This is a genomic window from Nocardioides sp. SRI_004 (assembly GCF_057586415.1).
In genome coordinates this window covers 1-21755 of record NZ_JBYCZV010000017.1, presented here as the reverse complement: position 1 = coordinate 21755, position 21755 = coordinate 1, and the positions used below count along the sequence as shown (strand labels likewise).

At 71.5% G+C, this 21755-nt stretch carries 19 protein-coding genes; 11 read left to right on the top strand and 8 right to left on the bottom strand.

Annotated elements, in window-relative coordinates:
* Positions 1–48: 48 nt before the first annotated feature.
* The 4 genes from AC2YHB_RS20565 to AC2YHB_RS20550 form a co-directional block, all read right to left on the bottom strand.
* Positions 49–258, bottom strand: coding sequence for a hypothetical protein (locus AC2YHB_RS20565; RefSeq protein WP_036541439.1), 210 nt, complete (start codon positions 256–258; stop codon positions 49–51).
* 63 nt (positions 259–321) lie between these two features.
* A complete protein-coding gene (locus AC2YHB_RS20560) occupies positions 322–1212 on the bottom strand; it encodes an EamA family transporter (protein WP_487354536.1) in 891 nt (296 codons plus the stop codon).
* Positions 1213–1300: 88 nt separating this feature from the next.
* Positions 1301–3214: a hypothetical protein gene (locus tag AC2YHB_RS20555; protein ID WP_487354535.1), complete on the bottom strand. Its 1914-nt coding sequence runs from the start codon at positions 3212–3214 to the stop codon at positions 1301–1303.
* A 93-nt stretch (positions 3215–3307) separates the two neighbouring features.
* Positions 3308–5227 (bottom strand): hypothetical protein, encoded by a 1920-nt coding sequence (locus tag AC2YHB_RS20550; protein WP_487354534.1) that lies wholly within the window; start codon positions 5225–5227, stop codon positions 3308–3310.
* A 214-nt stretch (positions 5228–5441) separates the two neighbouring features.
* Here AC2YHB_RS20550 and AC2YHB_RS20545 point away from each other — a divergent pair, with 214 nt between their 5' ends.
* The gene (locus AC2YHB_RS20545; RefSeq protein WP_179647665.1) at positions 5442–8267 is read left to right on the top strand and encodes an ATP-binding protein; all 2826 of its coding nucleotides are present in this window, start codon (positions 5442–5444) and stop codon (positions 8265–8267) included.
* 4 nt (positions 8268–8271) lie between these two features.
* Here the strand turns inward: AC2YHB_RS20545 and AC2YHB_RS20540 are convergent, their stop codons facing one another.
* Complete coding sequence (locus AC2YHB_RS20540) at positions 8272–8586, bottom strand: hypothetical protein (protein WP_036541448.1); 315 nt, start codon at positions 8584–8586, stop codon at positions 8272–8274.
* Positions 8587–8735: 149 nt separating this feature from the next.
* Here AC2YHB_RS20540 and AC2YHB_RS20535 point away from each other — a divergent pair, with 149 nt between their 5' ends.
* From AC2YHB_RS20535 to AC2YHB_RS20510, 6 genes are all read left to right on the top strand, one after another.
* Positions 8736–9815, top strand: coding sequence for a WD40/YVTN/BNR-like repeat-containing protein (locus AC2YHB_RS20535; RefSeq protein WP_179647664.1), 1080 nt, complete (start codon positions 8736–8738; stop codon positions 9813–9815).
* 26 nt (positions 9816–9841) lie between these two features.
* The gene (locus AC2YHB_RS20530; protein ID WP_179647663.1) at positions 9842–10291 is read left to right on the top strand and encodes an SRPBCC family protein; all 450 of its coding nucleotides are present in this window, start codon (positions 9842–9844) and stop codon (positions 10289–10291) included.
* 140 nt (positions 10292–10431) lie between these two features.
* The gene (gene ilvD / locus AC2YHB_RS20525; RefSeq protein WP_179647662.1) at positions 10432–12279 is read left to right on the top strand and encodes a dihydroxy-acid dehydratase; all 1848 of its coding nucleotides are present in this window, start codon (positions 10432–10434) and stop codon (positions 12277–12279) included.
* A 38-nt stretch (positions 12280–12317) separates the two neighbouring features.
* Positions 12318–14000 (top strand): dihydroxy-acid dehydratase, encoded by a 1683-nt coding sequence (gene ilvD / locus AC2YHB_RS20520; RefSeq protein ID WP_179647661.1) that lies wholly within the window; start codon positions 12318–12320, stop codon positions 13998–14000.
* Positions 14001–14009: 9 nt separating this feature from the next.
* Positions 14010–14972, top strand: a complete 963-nt coding sequence (locus AC2YHB_RS20515; protein WP_179647660.1) for a pyridoxamine 5'-phosphate oxidase family protein — start codon at positions 14010–14012, stop codon at positions 14970–14972.
* Between the two features lie 4 nt (positions 14973–14976).
* On the top strand, positions 14977–15681 hold the full coding sequence (locus AC2YHB_RS20510; RefSeq protein WP_179647659.1) for a GNAT family N-acetyltransferase: 705 nt from the start codon (positions 14977–14979) through the stop codon (positions 15679–15681).
* Here AC2YHB_RS20510 and AC2YHB_RS20505 read toward each other — a convergent pair.
* The gene (locus AC2YHB_RS20505) at positions 15678–16682 is read right to left on the bottom strand and encodes an SGNH/GDSL hydrolase family protein (protein WP_179647658.1); all 1005 of its coding nucleotides are present in this window, start codon (positions 16680–16682) and stop codon (positions 15678–15680) included. The two genes, AC2YHB_RS20510 and AC2YHB_RS20505, sit on opposite strands and share 4 nt — an antisense overlap.
* A gap of 88 nt (positions 16683–16770) precedes the next feature.
* On the opposite strand from AC2YHB_RS20505, the gene AC2YHB_RS20500 reads away from it, so the two are divergent.
* Both AC2YHB_RS20500 and AC2YHB_RS20495 read left to right on the top strand, forming a co-directional pair.
* Entirely contained in the window at positions 16771–17238 is a 468-nt protein-coding gene (locus AC2YHB_RS20500; RefSeq protein WP_179647657.1) for a VOC family protein, read from the top strand.
* Between the two features lie 13 nt (positions 17239–17251).
* On the top strand, positions 17252–17602 hold the full coding sequence (locus tag AC2YHB_RS20495) for a hypothetical protein (RefSeq protein WP_179647656.1): 351 nt from the start codon (positions 17252–17254) through the stop codon (positions 17600–17602).
* 374 nt (positions 17603–17976) lie between these two features.
* Here the strand turns inward: AC2YHB_RS20495 and AC2YHB_RS20490 are convergent, their stop codons facing one another.
* A complete protein-coding gene (locus AC2YHB_RS20490; RefSeq protein WP_179647655.1) occupies positions 17977–18300 on the bottom strand; it encodes a hypothetical protein in 324 nt (107 codons plus the stop codon).
* 182 nt (positions 18301–18482) lie between these two features.
* Between AC2YHB_RS20490 and AC2YHB_RS20485 the strand changes: the two genes are divergently transcribed.
* Together AC2YHB_RS20485 and AC2YHB_RS20480 are read left to right on the top strand one after the other, a co-directional pair.
* A complete protein-coding gene (locus AC2YHB_RS20485) occupies positions 18483–19985 on the top strand; it encodes a PIN domain-containing protein (protein WP_179647654.1) in 1503 nt (500 codons plus the stop codon).
* Positions 19958–20464, top strand: coding sequence for an ASCH domain-containing protein (locus AC2YHB_RS20480; RefSeq protein ID WP_179647653.1), 507 nt, complete (start codon positions 19958–19960; stop codon positions 20462–20464). The genes AC2YHB_RS20485 and AC2YHB_RS20480 overlap by 28 nt, the downstream gene beginning before the upstream one ends.
* A 263-nt stretch (positions 20465–20727) precedes the next feature.
* Here AC2YHB_RS20480 and AC2YHB_RS20475 read toward each other — a convergent pair whose 3' ends face one another.
* Positions 20728–21600, bottom strand: a complete 873-nt coding sequence (locus AC2YHB_RS20475) for a LysR family transcriptional regulator (RefSeq protein ID WP_179647652.1) — start codon at positions 21598–21600, stop codon at positions 20728–20730.
* Between the last annotated feature and the right edge of the window lie 155 nt (positions 21601–21755).

Below are 21755 nucleotides of genomic sequence, written 5' to 3'. Positions count from 1 at the left end.
ATTGTGCCCGACGCCGCCCCTCCCGCGAGGGAGGTGTACGACGACCGGTCAGGCGTGCAGCGAGACGGTGACCTCGCGCGGTGCGGGTCGGGCGGCACGCGCGGCTCCGCGCTCGGCGAGGTAGCGCTCCACCTCCTCGCGCTCCGCACGTCGCTGGGTGCACTCGGTCAGGGCGATCATGGCGTTGCGCCGGGCGTGCTGCTGGGACTGCTGGGCCCAGGACCGGGTCCAGGCCTGGGCGAGGTTGAGGAGGGTCATGGCGGTGGCCTCCGGACGGGGTCGGGGAGGCTCCAGCCTAGGGACGCACACGTGCAGCACGGGTCACTCCGAGGTGACATCTGGGTGAATCGCGCGGTCCGGGCGGGTCGCCCGCGTGGCGCCGACGCTCGCCACCACGACGCAGCCGATGGCGACCCACTGGATCGCGGCGAGGTCCTCCCCGACCACCGCCAGCCCGGCCAGGGCGGCGGCCGCGGGCTCGAGGCTCATCAGGACGCCGAAGGTCGCCGCGGGCAGCGTGCGCAGCGCCACCAGCTCCGCACTGTAGGGGACGACCGAGGACAGCAGGCCGACGGCGGCGCCGATCGCCAGGATCCGGCCGTCGACGAGGTCGCCGCCGTCGACGGTCAGCAGCAGCGGCGACAGCAGCAGGACGGCGACGAGGGCGGCGACGGCGAGTCCGTCGATGCCCGGCCACCGCTCGCCGGTGGCGGCGCTGGAGAGGATGTAGCCGGCCCACGCCACGCCGGCCAGCAGTGCGTAGCCGACTCCCGCGGCGTCCAGGTGGCCCCGCTCGAAGCCGAGCAGGACCACGCCGAGCGCGGCGAGCGCCACCCAGCCGAGGTCGCGGGGACGGCGGAAGCCGATCGCCGCGAGGACGAGCGGACCGATGAACTCGATCGTGACCGCGACACCGATCGGGATCCGCGAGAACGACTGGTAGATCGCCCAGTTCATGGTGCCCAGGCAGACGCCGTACCGGGCCGCGACGAGCCAGTCGACCCGGCTCCGTCCGGACAGCCGGGGACGCGCCCACAGCAGCAGGACGACGGCGCTGGTCGCGAGCCGGAGCCACACGACGCCGTTGGGCTCGATGTCGTCGAAGAGGAGCTTCGCGAAGCCCGCGCCGAGCTGGACCGAGGCGATGCCCACCAGCACGAGGCCGACCGCGGCCGGCAGCGCGGGCCGGTGGTGCTCGGTGCGTGCGGTCACGATGGACGAACATAGGACGTCTGCCCCGGACGCGACGAACCGCCGATCCCTCCCCACAAGGGACCGGCGGCTCGCGGGTGCCGACCGGCTACTTCGCGACGACGAGGCCGTCGATGCGGACGGGGCGGCCGGAGGCGCTGATGACCTTGATCGTCAGCGTCCCGGTGTGCAGGCCGGCCCAGGTGACGATCGGGTAGGCCTTCTTGGTCGCGGCGCTGCCCTTGAGGCTGACCTTCTTGAGCAGGGTGCCGTTCCAGCGGACCTCGACGAGGCCGCCGTTGGGGACCCGGTTGGCGACGAGGGCGAGGCGCTTGGCCTTGATGCCGGCGCGGGTCAGGGTGCGGCCCTTGGTGGAGGTGGTGGTCCAGGTGCCGTTGAACTGGCCGGACTTCGCAGCGCGGCTCCAGCCGGAGCCGAGCAGGGCGGTGTCGTCGAGCGGGACGGCGGTGCACTTCCTGGCCGACCGCTGGCCCAGGTTGTTGGCCTTGTCGATCGACTGGACCTCGTAGCAGTAGGTGCGGCCGAAGCCGGCGCTCTGGTGGAAGGGGCCGGTGGCGAGGTTGTCGCCGACGACCTTCGGGTCGCTGAAGGTGGCGCTGTTCCAGGCGGCCGAGCTGGAGATGACGTCGGTCGTCTTGACGCCCGAGAGGGAGTCCGTGGCCGACCAGGTCACGTCGAAGGCCTTCGCGACGACCTGCGCGCCAGGAGCGGTGACCGCGGCCGTGGGTGCGGTGGTGTCCAGCCAGTCGCCCTGGACGTACGACGACCCGCCGTTGTCGACGACGCTGACGGCCACGACATTGCCCTGGCTGTCCGCGTCGGCCGCGAACGGGCCGTCGGCGGGGCCGGCGGCGTACGTGGCGAAGGTGAAGGCGGGGTTCGACCGGTGGCGGAGGGTCAGCTGCGACCCGGACGCGTGGACGACGACCTGCGCGCCGTTGCTGCGGGCGAAGGCGAGGGAGGGCACCTTCGCGGACAGCCCGGTCTGGACGGTGCTGTAGCCGCCGAAGGACCCGCCCGGCGCGCGGCTGGCCATCCGCAGGGCTTCGGCGCCGTCGACCGTGCTCACCCAGCTGGCGGTGGCGCGGCCGTCGCGGGCGACCTCGAAGGAGTAGGGCTCGGCCTGGAGGCCGGCCGGCGAGATCATGTGTGCGAAGCCGGCCCCGCCGTCCAGGTCGATGTCGCTCGCCGCCAGCCGGAACGCCCCGTTGTCGATGCCCAGGAAGGCGACCGTCGCCCGGCCGTCGTCCGCGATCCCGGCCTCGAGGTTCATCGTGTTGTTCGGGAAGGGCACCTCGTCGATCGGGGTGAACGCGCCGTTGGCGCCGCGGGTGGTGACCCGCACCTTGTTGACCACACCGGCGCCCGACCACGCCAGGACGGCGCGCCCGGCCTCGTTGACCGCCAGGGTGGCGTCGGTCGCCTGGTTGGCGAACGGGCTCACGGCGGCGGCGTCCTGCCCGTGCGGCCAGACGGCGAGGTGGACCTCGTCGCTCGGACCGTCCTCGATCGCCGAGAGCACCAGCACGTTGCCGGCACCGTCGATCCCCGCGTCGAACCCGTCGACGTCGGTCACGCCGACGGTGCTGAGGGTGGTGGCGCCGTCCCACTGGCCGCCGCCGACGTAGCGGGCGCCGCGAACGACCTCGTCGCCGTCGATGGTCTGGATCCACAGCGCGGCGACGTCACCCTCGTCGTTGGCCACGAGCTGGAGGTCCGTGGCCGACGTGACCGCGGCAGGCGTCACGTTGACGGGCAGGGCGAAGGCGCCGTCGGCGCCCTGTGAGGCCTGGATGCGGAAGCCGCCGGGAGCCGGGCGGACCCATGCCGCCATGGCGTCCCCGGGCGTCGTACCGGCCACGGCGACGGCGGTGGGGAGGGTGCCGGTCGCGCTGATGGTGCCGCTGTCGAGCCCGCCGATGGCCTGGGCGGGGGAGGTCGGGAGGGCGAGGGTGCCGGCGGTGAGGGCCGCGGCGGCCAGTCCGAGGAGCTGCGTGCGCATGGTCGTGCCTTTCGTGGAGGAGGGAGCGGGTGCTCGTGCGGGTAGGAGCGACGCGGCCGGAGGACCTTGCACTTTCTCCGGCCGCGTCCTCGACTACTTCGCGACGACGAGGCCGTCGATGCGGACGGGGCGGCCGCTGGCGCTGATGACCTTGATCGTCAGCGTCCCGGTGTGCAGGCCGGCCCAGGTGACGATCGGGTAGGCCTTCTTGGTCGCGGCGCTGCCCTTGAGGCTGACCTTCTTGAGCAGGGTGCCGTTCCAGCGGACCTCGACGAGGCCGCCGTTGGGGACCCGGTTGGCGACGAGGGCGAGGCGCTTGGCCTTGATGCCGGCGCGGGTCAGGGTGCGGCCCTTGGTGGAGGTGGTGGTCCAGGTGCCGTTGAACTGGCCGGACTTCGCAGCGCGGCTCCAGCCCGATCCGAGCAGGGCGGTGTCGTCGAGCGGGACCGACGTGCACCGGCGGGCCGACCGCTGGCCGATGTTCTCGACCAGGTCCTCGGACTGGACCTCGTAGCAGTAGGTCCGGCCGAGGCCGCCGCTGACGTGGAGCGGGCCGGAGACCAGGTTGGAGCCGACGACCTCCGGGTCGCTGAACGTCCCGCTGTTCCACGCGGCCGAGCTGGAGATGACGTCGCTCGACTTGAGACCCGCGAGGGAGTCCGTCGCCGACCAGGTCACGTCGAAGGCCTTGGACGTCACCTGGGGGCCCGGAGCGGTCACGTCGGCCCGCGGGCCCGTGACATCGAGCCAGTCGGCATTGACGAACGAGGAGAGCCCGTTCTCCCGGACGCCTACGACGACGGCGTTCCCGTCGCGGTCCATGTCGGCCGCGAACGCTCCGCTGTCCTGGGTGCCTGCGGCGTAGGTGCTGAACGGCAGGATCGGGTTGGTGCGGTGGCGCAGGGTGAGGGCGTCCGCGTCGTCGTGTACGACGACCTGGTTGCGGCGGTCGCCGATCAGGCCGACGTGGGGCTGGTAGGTCACGGTGGAAGGGTCGGCGAGGCCACTGGTCCCGAAGCCCTCGTCGGGCTTCGCCACCGCCTGGCGGATCACGTACGACGAGTTCTCGTACGTCGACCAGGACGCCTGCAGGGTGCCGTTCGGGCTGACCGCGAGGTCCCGGTGGATGGCCGTGTTGCCGCTGGACAGCACGTTGACCGCGCCGAGACTGCCGCTCGTACCGACCTTCGAGACCACGGCGCGGGCCTTGGCGTCCTCCAGGCCGCCGATCAGCACGGCGCCGCGACCGTCGTCGGCGAGCCCGACGACGCTCTCGTCGGTGGTCTTGTCAGGCCAGGCGACCGCCTTCGGGCCCAGCCAGCCGAGCGACGCATTGCGGCGGGTGACGAAGATCGAGCCGCCGTTGGTGAACTTGAAGTACGACAGCAGGGCCGCACCCGCGGGGTTGACGTCGATCGAGGGCTTGAAGCTGTTCGCGCCGAAGTCGGTGAACTGGGGAGCGGCGTCCTTCTTCCAGAACGTCGCGCGGGCCGTCTCGATGTCCGCGTCCTCGGACTGGTAGGCGACATGCACACGCCCGGCGCCGTCGATCCCAGCACCGATACCGGTAACGGTCTCGATGTCGACGGCCGGGCTGAGCAGGGTCGAGCCGTCCCAGGTGCCGTTGGGGAGGTAGCGCGATCCGCGCACCTTGTGCTCCCCGCCCGTGGTCTGGTTCCACACGACCGCGAGGTCGCCGGCGTCGTTGGCGACGGCGTGCACGTCGTGTGCGTCGGTGACCGCCGCCGCGGTGACGGCCTTGGGTGCGCCCCACACGCCGTTGGTGGCGATGGCGGCGTACACCTTCGTGCCGCCGGGGACCGGGCGGGCCCACGCGGCGACTGCGTCGCCGGAGCCGAAGGCGGCGACGTCGACCGAGTTGGGGACGTCGCCCGAGCCGCTGATGTTGCCGCCGTCGATGCCCCCCACGGCCCCTGCCGGGACGGAGGGGACGAAAGTGAGGGCGCCGGCCGTGATGGCTGCGGCGGCGAGTCCGAGAACCTTGCTGCGCATGGGGATCTGCCTTTCGTTGGGGGGACCTGCTCCTGGGAGTGGGAGCGCCGGGGCCGGTGGACCTTGCAGGTTTTCCGGTGGGGGATCCGGCTGGTGTCGCCAACGTTCGTCCGGGGCGGGGTGCGCGGGCATCCGGAGCCGCCACGGAAGCAAGGGAGGGCAGCACGGAGACAACACGGACCCAAGGCGGAGCCAACCTCACTACGATGCGGGCGTGCGCTCCCCGGTGCTCGTCTCGCGGACGGTGGAGCGAGCGCGCCTCCGCGCCGCCCTCGACGGCGTCTCCGCAGGTCAGGGCGGGCTCTGGGTGCTGCGCGGCGACCCGGGCATCGGCAAGTCTCGGCTCGCGAGCGCGGTGCTCGCCGAGGCCGCCGACCGGGGGCTCGCGGTGCTGTCCGGGCGGGCCGTCCCGTCGGGCACCCCCACGCCCCTGCGCCCGCTCGGCGAGGCGCTGCTGGCCTGGCTGCGGCGCAACGACGTCCCGGACGACCGCTCGCTGGCGCCGTACCTCCCGACGATGGCGCGGCTCGCGCCCCAGCTCGGCCCGACGGCGCCGGACAGCCCGTCGTCGGTGATGCTGCTCGGCGAGGGCCTGCTGCGCCTCGCCCAGGCCGTCCCCGAGCCGGGCATGGTGCTGGTCGTCGAGGACCTGCACTGGGCCGACCCGGAGACCCTCGCCGTGCTCGAGTACGTCGCCGACAACGCCCGCGACGTGCCCCTGGTCGTGGTCGCGACCGTCCGCCTCCACGAGGCGCCGGCGGTGCAGGAGCTGGTGACCGCGCTCGAGTGGCGGCGCTCGGCCGACGTGGTGGACCTGCAGCCGCTGCCCGACGACGACGTCGCCGCGGTCGCCCGCGCCTGCCTCGACGCCGAGCCGCCCGCGGAGCTGGTGGGCTGGCTGCAGCAGTACAGCGCGGGCTACCCGCTCTTCGTCGAGGAGATGCTCGCCGACCTGCGGGACAGCGGCGTGCTGGCCGAGCAGGACGGGCGCTGGGTGCTCACCGCTCCGGTCGCCGTGGTGGTCCCACGGCCCTTCGCCCGCTCGGTGGACGGCCGCCTGGACGCGGCGGGTGCCGTCGGGCGCGAGATCGCCGGCGCGGCGGCGCTGCTGGGCGTCGAGTTCGACTGGCGGGCCGTCGGCGACGCGCTCGGGCTGGACGAGGCCGCCCTCGCGGACGGCCTGCGCCGACTGGCGGACCAGCGGCTCGTCGTCAGCGTCCCGCCCGACCGGTTCGCCTTCCGGCACGCCCTCACCCGCGAGGCGGTGCTCGCCGGCCTGCTCGCGCCCGACCGGTCCCGGCTCGCCGGCCTGCTGGCCGCCGCACTGGCCGGGCGCACCGCGGACGAGGCCGAGGACCACCTCCAGCTCGCCGAGCTCTACGAGGCTGCCGGCGACGACGGCCGCTCCGCGGGGCTGTGGCTCGCCACCGCACGCGACGCGGTCACCCGGGGCGCGCTCGCCAGCGCCCAGGAGGCGCTGGACCGTGCCTTCCACCGGGTCCCGGTCGGCAGCGCGGCCGAGCGGGAGGCGCGGGAGCTGGAGGTCGAGGTGCAGGCCCTCGCGGGTGACGTGCCGCGGGCGCTCGCCGCGGGGGAGCGGCTGACCGAGGAGCTCGTCGACGAGCCGGGCCGGCTGGCCGTCGTACGGCTCCGGCTGGCGCGGGCGCTGCTCGCCGGCGGCGAGTGGGACCAGGCCGAGGCCCAGCTGGTCGCCGCCGCCGGCCATGACCCGGCGCAGGAGGAGGTCCTCGCGGCCCGGCTCGCGCTGGGCCGGCAGGACGACCTGGGCGCCGCGGAGCGGGCACAGGCAGCGCTGGCGGTGGTCGGCGCGGACCGTCCGGAGATCGCCTGCGAGGCGTGGGAGGTGCTCGGCCGGGCCGAGCGGGCTCGCGACTTCGTCGCCGCCGAGGAGGCCTTCGAGGCCGGCTACCGGCTCGCCGAGGAGGTCGGGCTGCCGCTGTGGCGTGCCCGCCTGCTCGCCGCGCTCGGCGCGCTCGACCTCGCCGCCCGCCGGCCCACCGACGAGCGCCTCGCGGCGGCCCGCCGGGTCGCGCTCGAGGCGGGCGCCATCGCGACGGCGGCGCGCATCGAGCTCGACCTCAACCTCCTGCGGATGCGCTACCTCGAGCTCGACGACGCCATGGAGGCGATCGACAACGCGATCACGATGATGGAGCGGCTCCGGCTGCCCGACCTCGCCGTCGCGCACGTGCTCCGCGCCGCCACCCGCGGCCTGGCGGGGCAGCTCGACGCGATGGAGGCCGACCTCGCCGCGGCCGCCGACAAGCCGATGGACGAGGCGGTCCGCGCCGTCGGCGTCCCCGGCCACGTGCGGTCGTTCGTCGCCCTCGCCCACGGCCGGTACGACGAGGCCCGGGGCCACCTCGCCACCGCGATGGACTACCACCGGCGGTTCCCGAGCCTGCCCTTCTCGCTGCGCGGGCTCTGGGCGCTGCTCGAGACCGCCCTCGGCGACGGCGCCGACGCCCGCGAGGAGGTCCGTAGCGGGCCCCAGGCCAACAGCCCCCACAACTGGTTCGCCCTGCGCTACGCCGACGCCATCGCGCTCGGCCGGGCCGGCGAGCGCGCCGAGGCCGAGCGGGTCTTCGCCGACGCCGAGTGGGGCCTGCCGGGCCGCGAGCCCTGGCCGGAGCTCCAGGCGCGGCTCCTGGTCGCGATCGCCGCCGCGAGGGACGGCTGGGGCGAGCCCGAGCGGTGGTTCCGCCACGCCCTCGACGGGCTGGTCGGCTACGGGCTGACCGAGGCCGCGTCGAGCTGTCGCGTCGCCATGCGCGACGCCGGGTTCGCGGTGCCGCGCAAGGCGGCCGGCAGCCAGCGGGTGCCCGCCCACCTGCAGCGGATCGGCGTCACCGCACGCGAGTACGACGTCCTCGAGCTCGTCGTCGAGGGGCTGCAGAACAAGCAGATCGCCGAGCGCCTCTACCTCTCCGTCCGCACGGTCGAGACCCATGTGACCCGGCTGCTGCAGCGGACCGGGGCGGCGGACCGGGGCGCCCTGGCGTCGTACCTCACGCAGTGACGGCTCAGGGAGTGACGGGCGGGCGCGCGGCCAGGCCGAGGTCGACGACGTCCTCGATCCGCTCGCACCACCACGACCGGGCGGTGTCGTGGGCGCCGGGGGCCATCGCGTCGTGGAGCGCTCGGGAGGCGTCGTCGGCGTACCCGTCCTCGACCTCGACGACGACATAGCAGCGGTCGTGGGCGCCGGTCAGCAGCCAGCGGCTGGTCGCGAACCCGGGGAGCCGGCGCAGCCAGGGCGCCGCCTCGCCGCGGAGCCGGACCAGGACGTCCTCGCTCCGCTCGGGAGTGAGGTCGAGCGTCACCAGCAGCGTCGTCATGGCTCCACTGTCGGGGCCGCGGCGGGCCCGCTACATCCGTGGCGGGCACGGACTCAACGATCGGCCCGGACGACCGGCCGGTCGCCGATGACTTTTGTCGGTGGTGGGGGTCACAGTGGGGAGACAGGGACGACGAGCTGGAGGCTGGGATGACGACGATCCTCATGGTGGGGACACGCAAGGGACTGTGGGTGGGCCGCTCGGACGACCGGGAGGACTGGTCGTTCACCGGGCCGCACCACGACATGGAGGAGGTCTACTCCTGCCTCGTCGACACCCGGGGGAGTGCGCCACGGCTCTTCGCCGGCGCCTCCTCCAGCTGGCTCGGCCCGCAGCTGCGGTGGTCCGACGACCTCGGCGAGACCTGGCAGGAGACCCCCAACGGCGCGATCCGCTTCCCCGAGGGAGCCGGCGCGACGGTGGAGCGGATCTGGCAGGTCGTGCCCGGCGCCGGTGAGGGCGTCCTGCACGCCGGCACGGAGCCGGGGGCGGTGTTCACCTCCCGCGACGGCGGGGCGACCTTCGCCCTCGAGGAGGGGCTGTGGAACCACCCCCACCGTGCGGAGTGGGGCGCCGGCTTCGGCGGCCAGGCCTTCCACACCGTCCTCCCGCACCCCAGCGACCCGTCGTCGATGACGGTGGCGATCTCGACCGGCGGCGTCTACCGCACGACCGACGGCGGAGCCTCCTGGGAGCCGCGCAACCAGGGCATCCGCGCCGACTTCCTGCCCGAGGACCAGCGCTACCCGGAGTTCGGCCAGTGCGTCCACAAGGTCACCCGTCACCCGTCGCGGCCCGAGCGGCTCTACGCCCAGAACCACGGCGGCGTCTACCGCTCCGACGACGAGGGCGGCTCGTGGACGTCCATCGGCGACGACCTGCCGAGCGACTTCGGCTTCCCGATCGTCGTCCACCCGCACCAGCCGGACACGATCTGGGTCTTCCCGCTCGGCGGCGGCGACCGGCGCTACCCGCCCGGCGCCGAGCCGCGGGTGTGGCGCTCCGACGACGCGGGCGAGTCCTGGACGCCGTACGGCAAGGGCCTGCCGGAGGCGTTCTACGTCGGCGTCATGCGCGACGCGATGTGTGCCGACTCCCACGACCCGGCCGGGCTCTACTTCGGGGCCCGCAACGGCTCGGTCTGGGCCTCCGCCGACGACGGCGAGTCGTGGCGCCAGATCGCGGCCGACCTGCCCGACGTGATGTCGGTCAAGGCCGGCGTCGCCTGACGCCGATCCTCAGTAGCGTTCGCACCATGCCTGCGTTCTCGCACACCTACTCCACGACCATCGACGCCCCGCCCGCCGTGGTCCACGGCCTGGTCGCCGACTTCCACGAGTGGCGCGCCTGGTCGCCGTGGGAGGACCTCGACCCCGACCTGCACCGTGTGTACGACGGCGCCGGGGTCGGGGCGTCGTACGCCTGGTCCGGCAACAAGAAGGCCGGCGAGGGGTCGATGACCTTCACCTCGATCACCCCGGAGCAGGTGGTCGTCGACCTCGAGTTCCTCAAGCCGTTCAAGGCCAGCAACGTGGTCACCTTCGACCTCGCCCCCGCGGGCGAGGGCACCAGGGTGGCATGGACGATGGCCGGCCAGCGCAACCTGGCGTTCGCGGTGCTGGGGAAGCTGTTCTTCGACAAGGCGATCGGCAGGGACTTCACGAAGGGGCTGGCGTCGCTGAAGGCGGCTGCCGAGGCCGCGTGAGTTTCACCGGCCGGCCGGTGAAACTCACGGTTGGACGACGAAGTTTCATCGTCCAAGCGTGAGTTTCGTCGTCCAGGTGCGGGAGTTTCACCGGTCGGCCGGTGAATCTCCCGCCACAGGCCGAGCCGTACCCTTGACCCATGCCCACCCTCCGCTCCGCGACGTCCACCTCGGGCCGCAACATGGCCGGCGCGCGTGCCCTCTGGCGCGCCACCGGCATGACCGACTCGGACTTCGGCAAGCCGATCATCGCCATCGCGAACTCCTTCACCGAGTTCGTCCCCGGACACGTCCACCTGCGTGACCTCGGGAAGATCGTGGCGGAGTCGGTCGTGGCGTCCGGTGGCGTGGCCAAGGAGTTCAACACGATCGCCGTCGACGACGGCATCGCGATGGGCCACGGCGGCATGCTCTACTCGCTGCCCAGCCGCGAGCTGATCGCGGACGCGGTCGAGTACATGGTGCAGGCGCACTGTGCCGACGCCATCGTGTGCATCTCCAACTGCGACAAGATCACCCCGGGCATGCTGCTGGCGGCCCTGCGGCTCAACATCCCGGTCGTGTTCGTGTCCGGCGGCCCGATGGAGGCCGGCAAGACCACCGCCATCGAGGGCATCGTCCACAGCAAGCTCGACCTGGTCGACGCGATGGTGGCCTCCGCCAACGACGCAGTCACCGACGAGCAGCTCGACACCATCGAGCGCTCGGCCTGCCCGACCTGCGGCTCCTGCTCGGGCATGTTCACGGCCAACTCGATGAACTGCCTCACCGAGGCGATCGGCCTCTCGCTGCCGGGCAACGGCTCGACCCTGGCCACGCACGCCAAGCGCCGTGCGCTCTTCGAGGAGGCCGGCCGGGTCGTGATGGACCTGTGCCGCCGCTACTACGAGCAGGACGACGAGTCGGTCCTGCCGCGCAACATCGCCAGCCGGTCGGCGTTCGAGAACGCCGTCGCCCTCGACGTCGCCATGGGCGGCTCGACCAACACCGTGCTCCACCTGCTGGCGGCCGCCCGCGAGGCGGAGCTCGACTTCGACGTCCACGACATCGACGCGATCTCGCGCCGCGTCCCGTGCCTGTCCAAGGTGGCGCCGAACTCCCCGAAGTTCCACATGGAGGACGTCCACCGCGCCGGCGGCATCCCCGCGCTCCTCGGCGAGCTGCGCCGTGGCGGCGCGCTCAAGGAGGACGTGCACTCGGTTCACTCGCCCGACCTCGACGCGTGGCTCGGGAAGTGGGACATCCGCGGCGAGGACCCGTCGCCCGAGGCGCTGGAGCTCTTCCAGGCCGCGCCCGGCGGCGTGCGTACGACGGAGCCGTTCTCCACCGAGAACCGCTGGGGCACGCTCGACACCGACGCCGCCGAGGGCTGCATCCGCGACTTCGAGCACGCCTACTCCGCCGACGGCGGGCTGGCGATCCTGACCGGCAACATCGCGGTCGACGGCTGCGTCGTGAAGACCGCCGGCGTGCCCGACGACTGCCTGGTCTTCCAGGGCACGGCGATCGTCTTCGAGTCCCAGGACGCGGCGGTCGAGGGGATCCTCGGCAAGAAGGTCGAGGAGGGCCACGTGGTGGTCATCCGCTACGAGGGCCCCAAGGGCGGCCCCGGCATGCAGGAGATGCTCTACCCGACGGCCTTCCTGAAGGGTCGTGGGCTCGGCCAGAAGTGCGCGCTGATCACCGACGGGCGCTTCTCCGGCGGCACCAGCGGCCTGTCCATCGGCCACATCTCGCCCGAGGCGGCCGGCGGCGGCCTGATCGCGCTGATCGACGACGGCGACCCGATCTCGATCGACATCCCCAACCGGTCGATCCACCTCGACGTCGACGAGCACACGCTGTCCGAGCGCCGGGTGCTGCAGGAGAAGCGGGACCGGCCCTGGACCCCGCAGGACCGCCAGCGGCCGGTGTCGGCAGCGCTGCGGGCCTACGCGTCGATGGCCACCGCGGCCTCCGACGGCGCCTACCGGCGGGTTCCGGACTGACGGTCCGGCGGGCGGGGGCGACGCCCTAACCTTGGGACATGAGCGACGCCCCCGACATCAAGCCCCGTTCGCGCGACGTCACCGACGGCCTCGAGAAGGCCGCCGCCCGGGGGATGCTCCGCGCGGTCGGCATGGGCGACGCGGACTTCGCGAAGTCGCAGATCGGCGTCGCGTCCAGCTGGAACGAGATCACCCCCTGCAACCTGTCCCTCGACCGGCTCGCCAAGGCGGTCAAGAACGGCGTGCACGCGGCCGGCGGCTACCCGCTGGAGTTCGGGACGATCTCGGTGTCCGACGGCATCTCGATGGGCCACGAGGGGATGCACTTCTCGCTGGTCTCGCGGGAGGTCATCGCCGACTCCGTCGAGGTCGTGATGAACGCCGAGCGCCTCGACGGCTCGGTCCTGCTCGCGGGCTGTGACAAGTCGCTGCCGGGGATGCTGATGGCGGCCGCGCGGCTCGACCTCGCCAGTGTCTTCCTGTACGCCGGCTCGATCATGCCCGGACAGGTCGACGGCCGCGACGTGACGATCATCGATGCCTTCGAGGCCGTCGGTGCGTGCCTCGCCGGCAAGATCACCCGCGAGGAGGTCGACCGCATCGAGCGCGCGATCTGCCCGGGCGAGGGTGCCTGCGGCGGCATGTACACCGCCAACACCATGGCCTCGGTCGGCGAGGCCCTGGGCATGTCGCTGCCGGGCAGCGCCGCCCCGCCGGCGGTGGACCGGCGCCGCGACGGCTTCGCGCACCGGTCGGGGGAGGCCGTGGTGAACCTCCTGCGCCAGGGGATCACCGCCCGCCAGATCATGACGCGCGAGGCGTTCGAGAACGCGATCGCCGTGGTGATGGCCCTCGGCGGCTCCACCAACGCCGTCCTCCACCTGCTGGCGATCGCCAACGAGGCGGAGGTCGAGCTGACCCTCGACGACTTCAACCGGATCGGCGACAAGGTGCCGCACCTGGCGGACATGAAGCCGTTCGGCAGGTACGTCATGAACGACGTCGACAAGATCGGCGGCATCCCGATGGTGATGCGGGCCCTGCTCGACGCGGGGCTCATGCACGGCGACTGCCTGACCGTGACCGGGAAGACGATGGCCGAGAACCTCGACGAGCTCGCCCCGCCGGCGGTCGACGGCACGGTCATCCGTCCGCTCGACGCCCCGATCCACAAGAGCGGCGGCCTGACCATCCTCAAGGGCTCCCTCGCCCCGGAGGGCGCGGTCGTCAAGAGCGCCGGCTTCGACGACTCGGTCTACAGCGGCACCGCCCGCGTCTTCGACGGCGAGCGGGCGGCCATGGACGCCCTCGAGGAGGGCCGGATCGTCTCCGGCGACGTCGTCGTCATCCGCTACGAGGGTCCCAAGGGCGGCCCGGGCATGCGCGAGATGCTGGCCATCACCGGTGCGATCAAGGGCGCCGGGCTCGGCAAGGACGTCGTGCTGGTGACCGATGGCCGGTTCTCGGGTGGCACCACCGGTCTGTGCGTCGGGCACATCGCTCCCGAGGCCGTGGACGGTGGCCCGATCGCGTTCGTCCGCGACGGCGACCGGATCACCCTCGACGTCGCCAACCGCACCCTCGAGCTCGCGGTCGACGAGGCCGAGCTCGCGGCGCGCCGGGCCGGCTGGGAGCCGCTGCCGCCCAAGTACACCCGCGGCGTCCTCGGCAAGTACGCCAGGACCGTCCAGTCCGCCGCCGTCGGCGCCGTGACGTCGTAGGACCGGCCGATGAAGATCCACTCCCGCGTCACCGGCCGCCTCCTCGACTTCGTCGAGAGCCAGCGGATGTTCTTCGTGGCGACCTCGCCGCTCGCCGAGGACGGCCACGTCAACCTCTCGCCCCGCGGCATCCCGGGCACCTTCCGGATGCTCGACGAGCACACCTTCGCCTGGCTCGACACCTCGGGGAGCGGCAGCGAGACCATCGCCCACCTGCGCGAGAACGGTCGCGTCACGGTCATGTTCTGCGCCTTCGAGGGGGCGCCCAATATCGTCCGCTTCCACGGCCGCGGCCGGGTCGTCACGCGCTACGACGACGAGTACGTCCTGCTCGAGCCGCTCTTCGTCGATCTGCCGGGCGCCCGAGCCGTGATCGTCGTCGACATCGAGCGGATCTCCGACTCCTGCGGCTTCGGCGTGCCCCTGATGGAGTACGCCGGCGAGCGGGACCTGCTGCAGCCGTACTTCGAGCGCAAGGGGATCGAGGGCTCGGCCGACTACCGCCGCCGCAAGAACCGCACCAGCATCGACGGCCTGCCCGCCTTCGACTTCGACCCGCTGGGCGAGTGGTCGACCGTCGAGGGGTTGCGCACGATCCGGGACCGGTTGGCGGCGCAGATCGAGGGGTGGCGCTTCCCGGTCTCCTTCGGCCTCGCGCTGGACGGTGAGCCGGGCCTGGTCAACCGGCCCGGTGGCGTCCACGGCCTGCCTGCCGTGGTCCTGGCGACCGTGCTGAAGCACGACGGGTCCACGGCGAGCCTGGAGGTCAGCGCCGAGCAGCTCGACGAGGCGATCACCGCGCTGTCGCCGGCGGAGGCGTGCACGGCCGTCGAGCACCCCAACCTGGCCGACTGGCGGGACCTTCGTGACCGGCTCGGCACGGACGGGGGCACCGTGACGGCCGTGTTCGTGCGCTCCGCCGACGACCCCGTCACCTCCGACGTCGACGCCCGGCTCCGCGACCGCTGGTGACCCCGTGGTGACCAACGCCTTCGGGCAGGCCGTCGGCGACGAGGTCCCCGGCTGGGAGCCGCGTCCGTGGCCGGAGCCGGTCACGATCACCGGCCGCTACGTCGAGCTGCGCCCGCTCTCGTCCGCCCAGTACGCCGACCTCCACGCCGCGACCTGCGGGCCCGACGACGGAGACCTCTGGACCTACCGGCCGATCCCGCGCCCGACCACGCTCGCGGAGCTGTGGATGCACCTCGCCGCCCACCTCGACGACCCCGCGCTGGTGACCTTCGCGCTGGTGCCGCTGGAGGGGGAGCGGGCGGGGAGGGCGACCGGCCTGGCGTCGTACACGCGCATCGAGCCGGGGCACGGACAGGTGGAGGTCGCGGGGGTGCTCCTCGGGAAGGCGTTGCAGCGCACCCGCGCGGCCACCGAGGCGATCCACCTGCTGATGGCGCACGCGTTCGACGAGCTCGGCTACCGCCGCTTCGAGTGGAAGTGCGACAGCCTCAACGAGCCCTCGCGGCGGGCCGCCCTGCGCCTCGGCTTCGTCGAGGAGGGCCGCTTCCGCAACCACATGGTCACCCAGGGCCGCAACCGCGACACGGACTGGTTCTCGGTCACCGACGCGGAGTGGCCGGCCGTGCGCGCAGCGCACCAGCGCTGGCTCGACCCCGCCAACTTCGACGACGCCGGCGTGCAGCGGACCTCGCTCGCGGCCCGGCGCTAGCGACCCAGCTGCGCCAGCACCGACCGCGCCTGGGAGCGGGCTCCGGCGGCGTTCGGGTGGGCGGGTACGGCGACGGCGAGGTCGTTGAGCGAGACGATGCCCAGGCCCTCGACATACCGGGTCAGTGGACCGGTGCACACGTGGTGCCCCGTGCTCAGCGGGTGCGTGTCGACGAGCTCGGCGCCGCCGCGGCGAGCCGCCTCGGCGAGCATGTCGTTGAGCTTCACGAAGACCGAGTGCAGGTAGGCCATGTCGGTGTTGGTGATCGGCACGATCGGCCAGCAGCCGCGCTCGGGGATCGCGTCCAGGTAGTTGACCAGCAGCACGCGCGCGTGCGGCGAGCGGCGCCTGATCTCCTTGAGCGCCTCGACGACCTTGTCCTCGGAGGCGGCGACGTTCTCGGCCAACCGGTCGACGCCCCCGGCGGTGAAGCGCTCCTTGCACGCGCCGAGCGGCAGCGTCGACTCGTCGATGAGCGGGATGATGTCGGGCAGCGGCAGCCTCGGCGCGGGCAGGCTGACCGGGCTGGCGGAGATGCAGCTCATCGCGCCGCTCGCGACCTCCGCGTCGTTGCCGCCGATGCCGACCGTGACCAGGTCCGTCGTGGGCGTGAGCCGGTCGAACTGCGGCGGGTTGACCCCGCCCATCGGCAGCTCCTGCGGCTGCGTGAAGTGCTCGGTCGTCGCCGAGCCGCAGGTGGCGTCGCGGAAGGTCGTGACGCCGAGCGCCTTCGCGACCAGCTTCGGGTAGTTGGTGTGCGACTGGAAGCAGTCCACGGGCGCGTGGGTCGCGTCCGGGAAGCCGTTGCGGTCGAAGAGGACCACGTCGGCGGACCAGGAGTCACCCAGCGCGACGTACTCCGTGTACGACGCCGCGGGCTCCGCGTGCGCCACGGGAGCGTCGCCGCCGGCGACAGCCGGGGCGAGTGCGAGGGAGGTGAGCGCGGCCACGACGGCAGCGGTGCGGGCAGCCGGACGGGTGGGGGGACGGCGTCGGAGCATGCCCGGTCCAACGAGCCGGAGTGACCGCCGTCACTCGTGTCGACGAGCTGCGCGAGCGATGTCGGCGTGCCGTGGCACTGTCGAGGACATGGACCAGCGGATCAGCTTCGTCACCCTCGCTGTCGCGGACATCGACGTCACCCGCCGCTTCTACGTCGACGGGCTCGGCTGGACCCCCGAGCTCGACGTGCCGGGGGAGGTGATCATGTTCCGGGCCGGCGAGCACCTCGTGCTCTCGCTGTGGGAGCGCAGCCACTTCGAGGCCGAGGTCGGCGCGCTGATGACCGGCCACGGCGTCGCGCCGATCACCATCGCCCACAACCTCGCCACGCCCGAGGCCGTCGATGCCGTGCTGTCGACCGCCCGCGCCGCCGGCTCGCCCCACGTCGAGGAGGCCGTACGGCGCGACTGGGGCGGCTACACCGGGTTGTTGGAAGACGGAACCCCGAGGTTCGTTCACGGGTACTCGGGCTACTTCTCAGACCCGGACGGCTACCGATGGGAGATCGCCTACAACCCGGACCCGAAACTAGGTGCGATTGTGCTGCCGGATTAGGCACGATCACTCCATGGACGATTCCGGGCTGGCCGCTGTGCTCGTGGGTGAAAGGATCACCGCCGTCGCGTTCGTACATGACTTCATCGAGGTGCACTTCGGCGATATCGTTCTGACCGGCTATACGAAGCCGTTTGGAATGATCGCGTGTTGGGGCGTAGGTGAGAAGACGCTGCCCTATCTGATCGGTAAGCGGGTTGATCATGTAGAGGTCGTTCCGGATCGCTACGTCGCAATCGACTCGGGAGAGAACCGTCTCGCGTTCCCGCTGGACGAGGACGCCCGGGTCGGCCCAGAGGCAGTGCGCCTGTACGCGCCGGGCATCGCCGAACTCGACCAGCAGTCGAAGCACTGGGTCTGGTGACTTGTGGTGACGGATGACGATGAACTCACGGACGGACACATCATTGAGGTGATCGCCAGCAACGAACGTCTCCGCACTGGTCCCTTTCGATGGCGATGTTCGTGCGGCGCAGGGGGAGGCGGGCAATGGCGAGCCTCGGCGCAGGAGGCGCAGAAGGCTGCCGACAAGCACCTGAGAAGAGTCCTCGGATAGGCCGACAGGTCCGGGTATGACCGGGTTCTTGGCAGACCGAACCACCCCGAGATTCGTTCACGGGTACGCGGGCGATTGCTCAGACCCGGGCGGGTGCCGGTGGGGAGGTCCCCTTCAACCCAGACCCCAGTCTGGGCGGATCGTCTTGCCGGGGTAGAGCGCCGCAGGTCGCGAAAACTCGGCTACTCCGACGGTGGACCGCTCAGCGGGCGCGGCAAGTCCGACGACGGCATCCATGAGCCTCCGTCGGCACGATTCCAGACGAAACCCTCGGGATCGGCAACGGCGGCCGCGACGCCAGAACGGCCATGCTTGTAGAACTTCGGCATGGTGTACGGGCTCCACAGCCCGATCTGCTCCATCCGTTGCTCTACCGCCTCCGGCGTGGGAGCGAAGATAAGTGCCGACACTAGGTCGCAGCCGTCGATCGGCTCTCCTCCCGAAACCCAGCCGACCACGCCGTCCTGCACCGGCACGAACCACGTGCGCTGATGGCGACGCCACATGGTGCGATCCTAGCCACGGATCGATCCAGGACTCGGTTCGATCGTCCTAGCGCGTTGTACTCAAGTGCCAATCGCCTTTCGGTGATGCTGACCGGGCGATTTTGCCGGTTCAGTCTGGATCTGCCCCCGCATTTCCGGTCGAAATCGCCTGGTTAGCGCTGTTCGGCCGCCATGCTGTCGGCATGCTGTTCCTGCTCGACAGCAACATCGCGATCAAGAGTGATCCGCTGTCCATAACGGTCGAGCCGGACGCTGCCCTCGCGATGGAGTTCCACCGGCTGGCCACGACCCATCACCACGACCTCCGGGTGCATCCCGCCTCGCTGGACGACTTTGCGCGGATTAAGGATGCAGCGAAGCGATCGGCACGCTTGACCGTGTTCGAGCGGTACGAGCGCGTCGTGAGTCCTCCCGCGATCAGTGACGACCAGCGGGCCGAACTTGGTGTGCCAACTCCTGGCTCGAACGACGATGTCGATCAACACCTGCTCGCCGCCGTTTTGGGACACGCGGTGGGCTATCTGGTCACACAGGATCAAGGCATCCATTCGAAGGCCCATCGGCTCGGCATCGGTGACCGGGTCCTGACCCTTGCGGACGCGATCGCGTTCCTCCGTAATTTGCACCCGGCGCCTCCGACTCCTCCGCCGTCGGTTCGCCGGGTGAAGGCCCACGAGCTGAGGCTGGATGACGAGATCTTCGACGGTCTTCGCCAGGACTACGGAGGGGCGGCCTTCGATAGGTGGTTTCAGGAGAAGGCCGCGCAAGGTGGGCGGGACGCGCTCCTAATCGATGGACAGAACGATGCACACGCTGCGATCGCGCTGCTCAAGATTGAACCAAGCGGAGAGCACGGAGTTCCTGGCCCGCTGTTGAAGATCAGTACCTTCAAGGTCGCTTCAAACTACAGCGGGCAGAAGTACGGAGAGTTGCTCCTCAAGGCCATCTTTGAACAAGCCCACACCGACGAGATGGCGGGCATCTTCGTCACGGTCTTTGCCAAGCAGCAGGCGCTGATCGACTTGCTCGATGACTTCGGGTTCAGGGTGCAGCCTGTCACGACCGACGCAGGCGAGTTGGTTCTGGCGAAAGATCTGCGAGGGTCCCTCGCACCTGCCTCGATGTCTCCACTTGAGTTCCACGTGACGCATGGGCCGCCCGCACTGCGGATGGTCGGGGTGCAACCCTTTCTGGTGCCGATCGAGCCGCGTTGGCATCAGGTGCTGTTTCCGGATGCCGAGCCATTCGATCCGCAGGGAGGTCTCTTCCCGGAACTGCTGGGACACCAGACTCAGCCGTTCGGAAACGCGCTCCGGAAGGCGTATCTCTGCAACTCGCCGACCCGCCTCCTCGTGCCGGGATCTCCGTTGCTGTTTTATCGGAGTCACGATGAGAAGGCGGTCTTTGTGGTGGGTGTGTGTGAGCAGACGTACGTCAGCCGAGACCCCGCCGAGATCGCGGCGTTGGTCGGTCGGCGGACGGTCTACTCCTACGCGCAGATCGAGGATCGTGTGCGGAACGGAGAGGTCCTAGTCGTGTTGTTTCGACAGGACCGGGTTCTAAGGGAGGACCCCATCACGCTGGAAGACCTGAAACGGGCGGGCGTCGCACGGACCTGGCCACAAGCAATCACACGCACGCGACCCGAAGGAGCGCAATGGCTTCGGCAGCGATTGGGCGCGTAGCACTGTTCTCGATCCACCCGCAGTACGCCGAGGCGATTCTGGCTGGGACCAAGTCGGTCGAGTTCCGTCGGACGCCGCTCGCCGATGACGTAACGCACGTCGTTGTCTACGCGACGGCCCCGACGAAGATGGTGGTGGGCATCTTCGAAGTAGACGGGGTCGAGGCACTCAGTCCGTCGAGTGCTTGGCGCAAGTACAGCGATGTCGGTGCAATCGAGAAGACCGCCTTCAACGCTTACTACGCCGGTGCTGCCACTGCACACGTGATCAAGGTCCGGCGTGTGCAGCGCCTCGCCTCGCCCCTACCGCTCTCCGAGATCGACCCGACTCTCAGACCGCCGCAGTCATTCCAGTACTTGGCTGCGGACGTGATTGGTTCGATTGCTCCGGAGCGGTCACTGGCTCGCGGGGCAGCGAAACTCGGGCGTGGGATCGGCCGGATCCTCAGGAACGGCTCGGAGGCTGCGCCCGTCGGCTGACGCGGCCGCATCGGCTTACCAAGATTCTGTAGCCACGAAGGGTCTCAAGGAGACGGTTCGCGGCGGCGTGTGGTTCACCAGCAGGAACGGCGGCCATTCCCGCGTGTTTCACGAGGTGCCGGCCCTGCTGCTGATTGATTGGCGCAACAAGTGAGATGTAGTCGGCTTCTAGTTCGGCGGACCAGTCGTGGCAGAGGCTTCTGGTGGGAGATCGCGTTCAACCCCGACCCGGGGCTGTCGGCGATCGTGCTGCCCGACTGACCTCAGCCGACCAGCGACCCCACCTGCCGCAGCACGTCGAGCAGCGGCACCAGCGCCGGCGACGGGTTGCCCGCGCGGTGCACGGCGGCCAGGTCGCGGTGCATCGGCGGCTCGAAGCTGCGGGCGACGACGCCGGGCAGCGGGTCGCGGGAGCGGTCGACGCTGTGCCAGATGCACGACGCGAGGCCGTGGCTGACGGCGGCGAGCCACGCGTTGCGCTCGTCGGTCTCGACCGCCACCTCGGGGGTGACGCCGCACCGGGCGAAGAAGCCGTCGAGTGCCTCGCGCCGGGCCGTGCCCGCGGTCGGCAGCACGAGGGGCAGGCCGGCGAGGTCGGCGAAGGTCACCCGCTCAGGCAGGTCGGTCGCGGCGGGGGAGTAGAGCCGGACCTCGGCCCGGCCGATGCCGGACACGGTCAGCCCGGTGGTCACGGCGCTGTCGCAGATGCCGAGGTCGGCGCGACCGGCCTCGACCAGGTCGACCACCTCGTTCGACGACGCGCACCCCACCAGCCGCGTCGGTACGACGACGCCGTGGTCGCGCAGCGCGGCTAGGATCGGGATCGCCATCGCCGCCTGCAGGGTCGGCGACGCCGCGATGACCAGGGGAGCGGCGGGATCGGCACTGGTCGCGGCGGTGCGCAGGGCGTCGATGCTGGCCAGCACCTCGCGGACCCGCCGGACGAACGACTCCCCGTCGGCCGTGAGGGCGACGCCGCGCCCGGACCGTTCGAACAGGGTGGTCCCGAGCTCGCGCTCGAGCTGGCGCACGGCGCGGCTCAGGGCGGGCTGGGCCACCGGGACCGCCGCCGCGGCCGCGGTCATGCTGCCGTGCTCGGCCGTCGCGACGACGTACCGCAGCTGCTGGATGTTCACCGTCCGCCTCCTCTCTCCCGGGCATGCCGAACGGGTCTTGGACGTCGTGTGACGCCCGCCACGAATCTAGAACGCGTTCCACTTCCTTCGCACCCCGTTCGAGGAGTCGTCATGCGTGTTCCGTCCGTGTCCCCGCGCCGGGCCCCGCGCCTCGC

Bases quoted from the DNA above. Each gene is read 5' to 3' on its own strand.
- AC2YHB_RS20565 (WP_036541439.1), bottom strand. From the start codon at position 258: ATGACCCTCCTCAACCTCGCCCAGGCCTGGACCCGGTCCTGGGCCCAG.
- AC2YHB_RS20555 (WP_487354535.1), bottom strand. From the start codon at position 3,214: ATGCGCACGCAGCTCCTCGGACTGGCCGCCGCGGCCCTCACCGCCGGC.
- AC2YHB_RS20550 (WP_487354534.1), bottom strand. From the start codon at position 5,227: ATGCGCAGCAAGGTTCTCGGACTCGCCGCCGCAGCCATCACGGCCGGC.
- AC2YHB_RS20540 (WP_036541448.1), bottom strand. From the start codon at position 8,586: ATGACGACGCTGCTGGTGACGCTCGACCTCACTCCCGAGCGGAGCGAG.
- AC2YHB_RS20535 (WP_179647664.1), top strand. From the start codon at position 8,736: ATGACGACGATCCTCATGGTGGGGACACGCAAGGGACTGTGGGTGGGC.
- AC2YHB_RS20530 (WP_179647663.1), top strand. From the start codon at position 9,842: ATGCCTGCGTTCTCGCACACCTACTCCACGACCATCGACGCCCCGCCC.
- ilvD (WP_179647662.1), top strand. From the start codon at position 10,432: ATGCCCACCCTCCGCTCCGCGACGTCCACCTCGGGCCGCAACATGGCC.
- ilvD (WP_179647661.1), top strand. From the start codon at position 12,318: ATGAGCGACGCCCCCGACATCAAGCCCCGTTCGCGCGACGTCACCGAC.
- AC2YHB_RS20515 (WP_179647660.1), top strand. From the start codon at position 14,010: ATGAAGATCCACTCCCGCGTCACCGGCCGCCTCCTCGACTTCGTCGAG.
- AC2YHB_RS20505 (WP_179647658.1), bottom strand. From the start codon at position 16,682: ATGCTCCGACGCCGTCCCCCCACCCGTCCGGCTGCCCGCACCGCTGCC.
- AC2YHB_RS20500 (WP_179647657.1), top strand. From the start codon at position 16,771: ATGGACCAGCGGATCAGCTTCGTCACCCTCGCTGTCGCGGACATCGAC.
- AC2YHB_RS20495 (WP_179647656.1), top strand. From the start codon at position 17,252: ATGGACGATTCCGGGCTGGCCGCTGTGCTCGTGGGTGAAAGGATCACC.
- AC2YHB_RS20490 (WP_179647655.1), bottom strand. From the start codon at position 18,300: ATGTGGCGTCGCCATCAGCGCACGTGGTTCGTGCCGGTGCAGGACGGC.
- AC2YHB_RS20485 (WP_179647654.1), top strand. From the start codon at position 18,483: ATGCTGTTCCTGCTCGACAGCAACATCGCGATCAAGAGTGATCCGCTG.
- AC2YHB_RS20480 (WP_179647653.1), top strand. From the start codon at position 19,958: ATGGCTTCGGCAGCGATTGGGCGCGTAGCACTGTTCTCGATCCACCCG.